Origin of the sequence: Burkholderia sp. HMSC10F09 (assembly GCF_001806955.1) — a bacterium.
In the GTDB taxonomy this organism is placed as follows: domain Bacteria; phylum Pseudomonadota; class Gammaproteobacteria; order Burkholderiales; family Burkholderiaceae; genus Burkholderia; species Burkholderia multivorans.
Genome location: NZ_KV786554.1, coordinates 1 through 12008 on the forward strand (window position 1 = coordinate 1; position 12008 = coordinate 12008).

Genomic DNA, 12008 nt, shown 5'->3' on the forward strand with positions numbered 1-12008 from the left:
CGGGGTGCGCCTTGAGCCACGGATGATCGGCCGCGCTCGGCGCCGACCGGATCGCGATCGAGCGCGTCGAGCCGGCCGTCGACGGCGGACGCTTTGCGGTCAAGCGCGTGGTCGGCGAGACGCTCGTCGTGCGCGCGTCGATCTTCTCGGACGGCCATGCGCATCTCGCGGCCGTGCTCGCGTGGCGCGCGGCCGGCGAAAGCGACTGGCGCGAGGTGCCGTTCGTCGCCGAGCCGAACGATCGCTGGCGCGCGCAGGTGACGCTCGACCGGCTCGGCCGTCACGAATTCCGCGTGATCGCGTGGCGCGACGACTGGGCGTCGCTCGTCGACGACGTCGCGAAAAAGCGTGCGGCCGGCCAGGACGTGTCGCTCGAACTGCGCGAGGCGCAGCTGCTGCTCGCGACCGCCGCGAAGCTCGCCGATCCGGTCGATCCGCAGGCGCGCGCGCGCATCGAGCAGCTGACGAAGGAATTCAAGCGCGCGTCGCCGGAGGACCGGCTCGCGCTGCTCGGCGCGCCCGCGCTCGCCGATGCGGTCGCCGCGCTGCGCTACCGGCCCTTCGTCACGCACGACGATACCGTCTATCCGGTCGACGTCGACCGCCGCGCCGCGTGCTTCTCGAGTTGGTACGAGATGTTCCCGCGTTCGGCGAGCAACGATCCGGATCGGCACGGCACCTTCGACGACGTGATCGCGCACCTGCCGCGCATTCGCGACATGGGCTTCGACGTGCTGTATTTCCCGCCGATCCATCCGATCGGCACGACCGCGCGCAAGGGGCGCAACAACAGCCTGCAGGCCGCACCCGACGACGTCGGCAGCCCGTACGCGATCGGCTCGCCCGACGGCGGCCACACGGCCGTGCACCCGCAGCTCGGCACGCTCGATTCGTTCCGCCGGCTGATCGACGCGGCGCGCGACCACGGGCTCGAGATCGCGCTCGACTTCGCGATCCAGTGCTCGCCCGATCATCCGTGGCTCAAGGCGCACCCCGGCTGGTTCGCATGGCGTCCGGACGGCTCGCTGCGCTATGCGGAGAATCCGCCGAAGCGCTATCAGGACATCGTGAACCCCGACTTCTATGCGCCCGATGCGCTGCCCGGCCTGTGGCTCGCGCTGCGCGACGTCGTGCAGTTCTGGATCGACGCGGGCGTGCGGATCTTCCGCGTCGACAATCCGCATACGAAGCCGCTGCCGTTCTGGGCGTGGATGATCGCCGACATTCGCGGCCGCCATCCGGACGTCGTGTTCCTGTCCGAGGCGTTCACGCGCCCCGGAATGATGGGCCGCCTCGCGAAGCTCGGCTTCTCGCAGTCGTACACCTACTTCACGTGGCGCGAATCGAAGCGCGAATTCATCGAGTATCTGACCGAACTGACGCAAGGCCCCGCACGCGAGTACTTCCGGCCGAACTTCTTCGTGAACACGCCGGACATCAATCCGCGCCACCTGCAGAACGCGCCGCGTACGCAGTTCGTCATCCGTGCGGCGCTCGCGGCGACGCTGTCCGGCGCATGGGGCATGTATTCGGGATTCGAGCTCGGCGAATCGGCGCCGCTGCCGAACAGCGAGGAATACGCGGACGCGGAGAAGTACGAACTGCGCGCGCGCGACTGGAGCAAGGCCGCGCACATCGGCGCCGAGATCGCGCGGCTGAACCGCGCGCGGCGCGACAACCGCGCGCTGCAGACGCATCTCGGCATCACGTTCGTCGACGCCGACAACGACGCGGTGCTCGTGTTCATGAAGGCGACGCCCGCGTTCGACAGCGTGGTCGTCGTCGCGATCAGCCTCGATCCGTGGCACCCGCAGGCCGCGAACTTCACGCTCGACGGCGCGCTGTGGCGCGGCCTCGGGCTCGTCGAAGGCGAACCGCTCGACGCGCACGAGCACGATGCCGCGCATCCGACGACGTGGCGCGGCCATCGGCAATACGTGTCGCTCGACCCGCACGTGCGGCCTTACACGATCTGGCGACTGGCGCCCGCCGCCGGCGCGGCGCGGGCAAGCAGACCCGCCACGGACGACGACCGTCGCTCGTCGGGAGGACATGGAAGATGAAACGCGAAGATTCCCTCGACGACGTGCGGCGCGCGCAGTTCGCGTCGCATCCGCGCGCCGGCTCGCCGCGCCAGCGCCGCGTGCGCCGGCCCGCGCCCGCGCTCTGCGCGGACGATCCGCTGTGGTACAAGGACGCGATCATCTACCAGGTGCACGTGAAGTCGTTCTTCGACTCGAACAACGACGGCATCGGCGACTTCCCCGGGCTGATCGCGAAGCTCGACTACATCGCGGAACTCGGCGTCGACGCGATCTGGCTGCTGCCGTTCTATCCGTCGCCGCGCCGCGACGACGGCTACGACATCTCCGACTATCGCGACGTGCATCCCGACTACGGCACGCTCGCCGACGTGCGCCGCTTCATCCGCGAAGCGCATGCGCGCGGCATTCGCGTCATCACCGAGCTCGTGATCAACCATACGTCGGACCAGCATCCGTGGTTCCAGCGCGCGCGGCGCGCGAAGCCGGGCTCGATGTACCGCAACTATTACGTGTGGTCCGACACCGACACGAAATACGCCGGCACGCGCATCATCTTTCTCGACACCGAGACGTCGAACTGGACGCACGATCCGGTCGCGGGCCAGTACTACTGGCACCGCTTCTACTCGCATCAGCCGGACCTGAATTTCGACAATCCGGCGGTCGTGCGCGAGGTGCTGCAGGTCATGCGCTTCTGGCTCGACCTCGGCATCGACGGGCTGCGCCTCGACGCGGTGCCGTATCTCGTCGAGCGCGAAGGCACGAACAACGAGAATCTGCCGGAGACGCACGCGATCCTGAAGCGGATCCGCGCGACGATCGACGCCGAGTATCCGAACCGGATGCTCCTCGCCGAAGCGAACCAGTGGCCGGAGGACGTGCAGGAATACTTCGGCAACGAGGACGAATGCCACATGGCGTTCCACTTTCCGCTGATGCCGCGCATCTACATGTCGATCGCGAGCGAGGACCGCTTTCCGATCATCGACATCATGCGGCAGACGCCGGCGCTCGCGCCGAGCAACCAGTGGGCGGTGTTCCTGCGCAATCACGACGAACTCACGCTCGAGATGGTCACCGATTCCGAGCGCGACCTGCTGTGGCAGACCTACGCGAGCGACCGCCGCGCGCGGCTGAACCTCGGGATCCGGCGCCGGCTCGCGCCGCTGATGGAGCGCGACCGGCGCCGCATCGAGCTGATCAATTCGCTGCTGCTGTCGATGCCCGGCACGCCCGTCATCTACTACGGCGACGAGATCGGCATGGGCGACAACATCCATCTCGGCGACCGCGACGGCGTGCGCACGCCGATGCAGTGGTCGTCGGACCGCAACGGCGGCTTCTCGCGCGCCGACCCGGAACTGCTCGTGCTGCCGCCCGTCATGGGTTCGCTGTACGGCTACGACGCGATCAACGTCGAAGCGCAGACGCGCGACCCGCACTCGCTGCTGAACTGGACGCGGCGCATCCTCGCGACACGGCGTGCGACGCAGGTGTTCGGCCGTGGATCGATCCGCTTCCTGCGCCCGGAGAACCGCAAGGTGCTCGCCTATCTGCGCGAACTCGACGGGCACGACCCGGTGCTCTGTGTCGCGAACCTGTCGCGCGCGTCGCAGGCGGTCGAACTCGACCTGTCCGAATTCGCGGGGCGCGTGCCGATCGAGATGACCTCGGACTCGCCGTTCCCGCCCGTCGGCCAGCTCCCGTATCTGCTCACCTTTCCGCCGTACGGCTTCCTCTGGTTCGTGCTGTCGGCGCACGGCCGCGAGCCGGCGTGGCGGCAGCCGCATGCGGAACCGCTGCCCGAATACGTGACGCTCGTGATGCGGCGCGGCGACACGCGGCCCGACGTCGCGCAGCTGCACACGCTCGCGCACGACGCGCTCGCGTCGTGGCTCACGCGGCGGCGCTGGTTCGCGTCGAAGGACCGCACGATCGCCGACGCGCGCCTGAACGTCGTCACGCCGATTCCGGGCGAATCGTTCCAGTACGCGGAAGCCTGCGTGACGGTGCGCGGCGACAGCCACGCGGAGCGCTACGTCGTGCCGCTCGCGGTCGCGTGGGGCGGCGAGACCTCCGGCCCGCTGTTCGCGCAGCTCGCGCTCGCGCGCGTGCGGCGCGGCCATACGGTGGGCTATCTGACCGACGCGTTCGCGCTGCCCGCGTTCGCGCACGGGATGCTGCGCAAGCTGCGCGCGGGCGCGACGGTGCCGACGTCCGACGGCGGCCATCTCGCGTTCCTGCCCGAGGCCGCGCTGGCGTCGCTCGACCCCGGCGACGAAGCCGAAGTGCGCTGGCTCGCGGCCGAGCAGAGCAACAGCTCGCTCGTGATCGGCGAGGCGATCGTGCTGAAGCTCGTGCGCAAGGTCGCGCACGGCGTGCATCCCGAAGCGGAGATGAGCCGGCATCTGACGCGCATCGGCTACCAGAACACCGCCGCGCTCGCCGGCGAAGTCGTGCACGTCGATCCGGACGGGCGCCCGCATACGGTCGCGATCCTGCAGCGCTTCGTCGACAACCAGGGCGATGCGTGGACGCGTTCGTTCGACTTCCTGAAACGCGCGGTCGACGAGCTCGCGCTGCCGGCCGCCGACGACGCCGACACGACCGAGCCCGACGCCGAGACGGACGCGCTGCTCGGCTATGCGGCGTTCGCCGGTGTCGTCGGCAAGCGGCTCGGCGAGCTGCACGTCGCGCTCGCGCAGCCGTCCGACGATCCGGCGTTCGCGCCCGAGCGCGCGACGCCCGAGCATGTCGACGGCTGGTGCGCCGACGCGATCGCGTCGTTCGAGCAGGCGCTCGACTGTCTCGGCACGCGGCTCGACGGCCTCGACGCCGACACGCGCGCGGCCGCCGAACGGCTGCTCGCGTCGCGCGACGCGGCCGTGCGCGCGCTCGGCGAACTCGTGCCGCGCACGCTCGACGCGCACTGCACGCGCATCCACGGCGACTTCCATCTCGGGCAGGTGCTCGACGTGCAGGGCGACGCGCTGCTGATCGACTTCGAAGGCGAGCCCGCGCGCGCGCTCGAGCGACGCCGTGCAAAGTCGCACCCGCTGCGCGACGTGGCCGGCTTCCTGCGCTCGCTGTCGTACGTGAGCGCGACCGGACAGTTCGCGATCGAGAAAGCGCCGCCGCAGGCCGCCGACCGCAAGCGCGCGCTGTTCGAGCGCTTCGGCCGCGCGGCCGCCGACGCGTTCGTCGACTGCTATCGCGCAGCCGCCGAGCATGCGCCGGTGCGCTTCGTCGATCCGCGCTACACCGACCGGCTGCTCGCGCTGTTCCTCATCGACAAGGCGTCGTACGAGCTCTGCTACGAGGCCGCGAACCGTCCCGACTGGCTCTGCGTGCCGGTCGGCGGCCTCGCGGCGCTTGTCGAGCGGCTGCTCGAACATCGCGGCGCCGAAGACGGAGACGAGTCATGACCGACGCGCTGTTCGACCGCGCCGACATCGACGCGCTGCTCGGCGCCCGCCATCCCGATCCGTTCGCCTGCCTCGGGCCGCATGCGCACGACGGCGGCACGATCGTGCGCGCGCTGCTGCCCGGCGCGCAGCACGTGCGCGTGCTGGCGCCGGACGGCGCCGAACTTGGCACGCTCGCGCGCGTCGACGACGCGGGCTGCTTCGCCGGCACGCTGGCGCACAACGGCCGCTATCGGCTCGCGGTCGAATGGCCGGGCGCGCGGCACGTGATCGACGACCCTTACGCGTTCGGGCTGCTGCTCGACGACGCGGCGCTCGCGCGCTTCGCGGCCGGCAACCCGTCCGCGGTGCTCGACTGCCTCGGCGCGGTGCCCACCTGCATCGACGGCGTCGACGGCGTGCGCTTCGCGGTCTGGGCGCCGAATGCGCAACGCGTATCGGTCGTCGGCGACTTCAACGCGTGGGACGGCCGCCGTCATCCGATGCGGCTGCGGCTGCCGTGGGGCGTGTGGGAGCTGTTCGTGCCGGGGATCGGCGCGGGCGAGCGCTACAAGTACGAGCTGCGCGCGGCCGACGGGCGCGTGCTGCCGCACAAGGCCGACCCGTGCGCCCGCGCGACCGAGGCGCCGCCGCGTACCGCCTCGATCGTCGCCGATACCGGCGCGGTCGACGATTTCGCCTGGCACGACCACGCGTGGCTGCAGGCGCGCGCGCACGGCGACCGCTATCGGCGGCCGTGGTCGATCTACGAGGTGCATCCGGAATCGTGGCAGCGCTATCCCGAGCAGATGGACCGCAACGCGACCTGGGACGAGCTCGCCGAGCGGCTGATTCCGTACGTGCGCGGCATGGGCTTCACGCACGTCGAATTCATGCCGATCGCCGAATATCCGTTCGGCGGCTCGTGGGGCTATCAGCCGCTCGCGCAGTTCGCGCCGTCCGCGCGCTTCGGGCCGCCCGACGGCTTCGCGCGCTTCGTCGATCGCGCGCATGCGGCCGGCATCGGCGTGCTCGTCGACTGGGTGCCCGCGCACTTCCCCGACGATCCGCACGGGCTCGCGCAGTTCGACGGCAGCGCGCTGTACGAGCATGCCGACCCGCGCGAAGGCATGCATCCCGACTGGCACACCTGCGTGTTCAACGTCGGCCGCAACGAGGTCGGCGCGTTCCTGATCGCGTCGGCGCTCGCATGGGCGCGCCGCTATCACGTCGACGGCATCCGCGTCGACGCCGTCGCGTCGATGCTGTATCGCGACTACTCGCGCGCGGCCGGCGAGTGGGTGCCGAACATCTACGGCGGCCGCGAGAACCTCGAATCGGTCGCATTCCTGCGCGCACTGAACGACACGCTGCACGGCGACGATGCGCCGCCGGGCGTCGTCACGGTCGCCGAGGAGTCGACCGCGTGGCCGGGCGTCACCGCGTCGACGCGCGACGGCGGGCTCGGCTTCGACTTCAAGTGGAACATGGGCTGGATGCACGACACGCTCGCGTATCTGCACGAGGATCCCGTGCATCGCCGCTATCACCACGACCGCATGACGTTCGGGCTCGTCTATGCGTTCTCCGAGCGCTTCGTGCTGCCGCTCTCGCACGACGAGGTCGTGCACGGCAAAGGCTCGCTCGCGTCGAAAATGCCCGGCGACGCCTGGCAGCGGCTCGCGACGCTGCGCGCGTACTTCGGCTTCATGTGGGCGCATCCGGGCAAGAAGCTGCTGTTCATGGGCAGCGAACTCGCGCAGTGGGCCGAGTTCGCGCACGACGGCACGCCGCACTGGGATCTGCTCGACGCGCCCGCACATCGCGGCGTGCAGCGGCTCGTGCGCGACCTGAACCGCACCTACGCGGCGCAGCCCGCGCTGCACGCGCTCGACTGCGATGCGGCCGGCTTCGCCTGGCTGATCGGCGACGACCGCGACAACAGCGTGTTCGCGTTCGCGCGCCGCGACGATGCGGGGCACACCGTCGTCGCCGTCTGCAACTTCACGCCCGTGCCGCGCACCGGCTATCGCGTCGGGCTACCGGCGCCCGGCGCGTGGCGCGAACTGATGAATACCGACGCCGCCGTCTACGGCGGCACCAACGCCGGCAACGACGGCGCCGTGTGGGCGGAGGATGTGCCCGCGCACGGCGAAGCGTGGTCGGCAACGCTACGGCTGCCGCCGCTCGCCACGCTATGGCTCACTCCGGCATGACCGACGGCGCCCTCGACACGGAGACTCCCCCCATGCCGACCGCCCTGCCCCCTCGCCTGGAACCCGGCCGCAGCTATCCGCTCGGCGCGACCTGGGACGGCCTCGGGACGAACTTCGCGGTGTTTTCCGCGCACGCACACCGGATCCAGCTCTGCATCTTCGATTCGACCGGCCGCAAGGAGCTCGCGCGCCTCGACCTGCCCGAATGCACGGACGAGGTGTGGCACGGCTACCTGCCCGGCGCGCATCCGGGCACCGTGTACGGTTTTCGCGCGGACGGTCCGTATCAGCCGCAGGCCGGCCATCGCTTCAATCCGACCAAGCTGCTGATCGATCCGTACGCGCGCAAGCTGCTCGGCCATTTCCGCTGGTCCGACGCGCTGTTCGGCTATCGCGTGCATTCGAATCGCGGCGACCTGTCGATGGACCGGCGCGACTCGGCGCCCGCGATGCCGAAGTGCATCGTCGTCGACGAGGCGTTCGACTGGAGCAACGACCGGCGCCCGTGCGTGCCGTGGCGCAGCACCGTCATCTACGAGACGCACGTGCGCGGCGCGTCGATGCGCCGGCCGGGGCTGCGCGCGCCGGAGCGCGGCACGTTCGCGGCGCTCGCGCATCCGGCCTTCGTCGATCACCTGCTCGCGCTCGGCGTGACGACGGTCGAGCTGCTGCCCGTGCATGCGTTCCTGCAGCAGCGCGAACTGCTGAACCGCGGACTGCGCAACTACTGGGGCTACGACACGGCGGCGTTCTTCGCGCCCGAGCCGTCGTATCTGTCGACGCGGCGGCTCGACGAGATGCGCATCGCGATCCGTCAGCTGCACGCGGCCGGCATCGAGGTCGTGCTCGACGTCGTGTACAACCACACCTGCGAAGGCAACCAGCTCGGGCCGACGCTGTCCTGGCGCGGCCTCGACAACGCGAGCTACTACCGGCTCGTGCCCGACGACCGGCGCTATCACGTCGACGAGACCGGCTGCGGCAATACGCTGAACCTGTCGCATCCGCGCGTGCTGCAGATGGTGATGGACTCGCTGCGCTACTGGGCGACCGCGTTCAACATCGACGGCTTTCGCTTCGATCTCGGCGTGACGCTCGGCCGCGAGGATCACGGCTTCGATCCCGGCGCGGGCTTCTTCGATGCGCTGCGGCAGGACCCCGTGCTCGCGCAGCGCAAGCTGATCACCGAGCCGTGGGACGTCGGCCCGGGCGGCTATCAGCTCGGCCGCCATCCGCCCGGCTTCGCCGAATGGAACGACCGCTTTCGCGACACCGTGCGGCGCTACTGGCGCGGCGACGCGGGCCAGCGCCCCGAGCTGGCCGCGCGGCTCGCGGGCTCGGCCGACCTGTTCAACCATCAGCGGCGCCGCACGTGGGCGTCGATCAACTTCGTCACCGCGCACGACGGCTTCACGCTCGCCGACGTCGTCTCGTATGCGGGCAAGCACAACGAAGCGAACGGCGAAGGCAACCGCGACGGCCGCGACGACAACTGCAGCGCGAACTGGGGCGTCGAGGGGCCGACCGACGATCCGGCGATCCGCGACGTGCGCGGCCGCGTCGCGCGCTCGATGCTCGCGACGTTGTTTACCGCGCTCGGCACGCCGATGCTCGTGGCCGGCGACGAATTCGGCCGCACGCAGCACGGCAACAACAACGCGTACTGCCAGGACAACGAGCTGTCGTGGCTCGACTGGGAAGCCGCGCAGCAGCCGGAGGCCGTGCAGATGACGCGCTTCGTGTCGCGGCTCGCCGCGCTGCGGCGCATGTATCCGGTGATGTCGACGCCGCGCTTTCCGTCCGGCGACCGCGACGGCGCGCCCGGCATGCGCGAGATCGCGTGGTTCGACGAGCACGGCGACGAGGTCAGCGTGCCCGCGTGGCAGGACCGCGAGCGCCGCGCGCTGACGATGCGGCGCGTCGGCACCGGCCGCACGGGCCGCACCGAGGCGCTGCTCGTGATGCTGAACGCGTCGGCCGAGACGATCACGTTCAAGCCGCCGCCGCCCGCGCTTGCGTATCGCGTGCTGGTCGACACCGCGACGCCGGACGGCGGCCCGCGCGACTGGCCCGCCGACGGCCTCGAGGTCGCCGCGCACGCGGCCGTGATCGCGGTCGCCCCCGTGCCGACCGACCTGTCTTCGAAGGAAACGCCATGACGTCCCATTCCGCCGCTTCGTCGTCCACGCATGCGTTCGAGTTGTCGTTCGGCGCGACCTGCCTCGACGCCGGCCATACGCGCTTTCGTCTGTGGGCGCCTGCCAGCCGCCGCGCGCAGGTCGAGCTGCACGGCGCGCAAACGCTCGAGATGACGGCCGCCGGCGACGGCTGGTTCGAGCTCGTCGCGCCGGTCGGCGCGGGCGCGCTCTATCGCTATCGGCTCGACGACGAGCTCGTCGTCCCCGATCCCGCATCGCGCTTCCAGCCGTCCGACGTGCACGGCCCGAGCCAGGTCGTCGATCCCGCCGCGTATCGCTGGCGGCACGGTGCCTGGCGCGGCCGGCCGTGGCACGAGACCGTGCTGTACGAGCTGCACGTCGGTGCGTGCGGCGGCTATGCGAACGTCGAGCGGCGCCTGCCCGACATCGCATCGGTCGGCGTGACCGCGATCGAGCTGATGCCGATCAACGCGTTTCCCGGCACGCGCAACTGGGGCTACGACGGCGTGCTGCCGTTCGCGCCCGATGCGTCGTACGGCCGCCCCGAGGAACTGAAATCGCTGATCGACGCGGCGCACGGGCTCGGGCTGCAGGTGTTCCTCGACGTCGTGTACAACCACTTCGGCCCGGACGGCAACCTGCTGCCGCGCTATGCGCCCGCGTTCTTCCGCGACGACCGGCACACCGCGTGGGGGCCTGCGATCGACTTCTCGCGCGCGCAGACGAGCGCGTTCTTCATCGAGAACGCGCTGTACTGGATCGACGAGTACCGGTTCGACGGTCTACGCATCGACGCGGCGCACGCGATCGACGACGACGCGTGGCTGCGCGAGCTCGCGCGGCGCGTGCGCACGGCCGCAGGCGAGCGCCACGTGCATCTGGTGCTCGAGAACGAACGCAATACCGCGAGCCTGCTCGGGCCGGACCGCTTCGACGCGCAGTGGAACGACGACTTCCACAACAGCGCGCACGTGCTGTTGACCGGCGAGCGCGACGGCTACTACCGCGCGTATGCGGACGCGCCTCTGCGTCATTTCGCGCGCACGCTCGGCGAAGGATTCGCGTACCAGGGCGAACCGTCGCCGCTGCACGACGGCGCACCGCGCGGCGAGCCGAGCGCGCAGCTGCCGCCGACCGCGTTCGTGTCGTTCCTGCAGAACCACGACCAGATCGGCAATCGCGCGTTCGGCGAGCGGCTGCGCGCGCTCGCGAACGACGACGCGCTGCGCGCGCTGACCGCGCTGCTGCTGCTGTCGCCGCAGATCCCGCTGCTGTTCATGGGCGAAGAAGACGGCAGCACGCAGCCGTTCCAGTTCTTCACCGACTATCGCGGCGCGCTCGCCGACGCCGTACGCGAGGGCCGCCGCCGCGAATTCGCCGCGTTTCCGGCGTTCGCCGATCCCGCGCATCGCGACGCGATTCCGGATCCGAACGACCCGGCGACCTTCGCGCGCTCGGCGCTGCACGAACGGCCCGACACCTGGCCCGATGCCGATGCGTGGCGCCGTTTCTACCGCAGCGCGCTGACCGTGCGCGCCGCGCTCGTCACGCCGCATCTGCCGGGTGCGCGCGCGCTCGGCGTCGACGTGCTGGCCGACGACGAGACGGCGCGCGCGCTTGTTGCACGCTGGCGGCTCGGCGACGGCAGCACGCTGACGCTCGCGCTGAACCTCGGGCCGCGCGCGACGGCGCTGCCCGAACTGCCGGTCGGCAAGATCGTGTTCGAGACGCCGCCGCGTGCGCGCGACGCGCTCGTCGACGCACGCCTGCCTGCACGCGCATGCATCGCGTGGCGCGACGGCGCGGTCAACCACGATGCGCTGAACCATCGCGCGAACGGACACGCGCGGCCATGACGACCGACATCCCGATCGCATCCCTCGCGCGGGCGGCGGGGCTGCAGACCGACTGGACCGACGCGGCCGGCGTGCCGCGCCGCGTCGACGACGACGCGCTGTTCGCGCTCGTCGACGCGCTCGGCTGGCCGTGCGGCACGCCGGTCGAACGCGTGGACAGCCTCGCCGCGCTCGTCGATGCCGATGCGGCGCCGCCGCGCATGATCACCGCCGACGCCGGCATGCCGATCGCGCTGCCGGCCACCGTGGCCGGGCCGGGCGCGCGCTATCGCGTGACGTTCGAGACGGGCGGGCACGTCGACGGCCGCGTGGGCGGCGCGAGCGGCGA

General features: G+C 70.9%; 4 protein-coding genes and 2 pseudogenes. All 6 read left to right on the forward strand.

What is annotated here, in order from left to right; translation table 11 throughout:
* Positions 1-26: 26 nt before the first annotated feature.
* Positions 27-2063: pseudogene (locus HMPREF3115_RS04450) on the forward strand (alpha-1,4-glucan--maltose-1-phosphate maltosyltransferase); the annotation flags it as partial.
* A complete protein-coding gene (gene treS, locus HMPREF3115_RS04455; RefSeq protein WP_070553513.1) occupies positions 2060-5470 on the forward strand; it encodes a maltose alpha-D-glucosyltransferase in 3411 nt (1136 codons plus the stop codon). The pseudogene HMPREF3115_RS04450 and the gene treS, both read left to right, overlap by 4 nt.
* Positions 5467-7665, forward strand: coding sequence for a 1,4-alpha-glucan branching protein GlgB (gene glgB, locus HMPREF3115_RS04460; protein WP_070553515.1), 2199 nt, complete (start codon positions 5467-5469; stop codon positions 7663-7665). Before treS ends, glgB begins: the two co-directional genes overlap by 4 nt.
* A gap of 32 nt (positions 7666-7697) precedes the next feature.
* Positions 7698-9824 (forward strand): glycogen debranching protein GlgX, encoded by a 2127-nt coding sequence (gene glgX, locus HMPREF3115_RS04465; RefSeq protein ID WP_006398956.1) that lies wholly within the window; start codon positions 7698-7700, stop codon positions 9822-9824.
* Entirely contained in the window at positions 9821-11680 is a 1860-nt protein-coding gene (treZ, locus tag HMPREF3115_RS04470) for a malto-oligosyltrehalose trehalohydrolase (protein ID WP_070553517.1), read from the forward strand. Before glgX ends, treZ begins: the two co-directional genes overlap by 4 nt.
* A pseudogene (locus HMPREF3115_RS04475) lies at positions 11677-12008 on the forward strand (4-alpha-glucanotransferase); the annotation flags it as partial. The gene treZ and the pseudogene HMPREF3115_RS04475, both read left to right, overlap by 4 nt.

Excerpts from the sequence above, each read along its gene's own strand:
- treS (WP_070553513.1), top strand. The coding sequence starts at position 2,060 with ATGAAACGCGAAGATTCCCTCGACGACGTGCGGCGCGCGCAGTTCGCG.
- glgB (WP_070553515.1), top strand. The coding sequence starts at position 5,467 with ATGACCGACGCGCTGTTCGACCGCGCCGACATCGACGCGCTGCTCGGC.
- glgX (WP_006398956.1), top strand. The coding sequence starts at position 7,698 with ATGCCGACCGCCCTGCCCCCTCGCCTGGAACCCGGCCGCAGCTATCCG.
- treZ (WP_070553517.1), top strand. The coding sequence starts at position 9,821 with ATGACGTCCCATTCCGCCGCTTCGTCGTCCACGCATGCGTTCGAGTTG.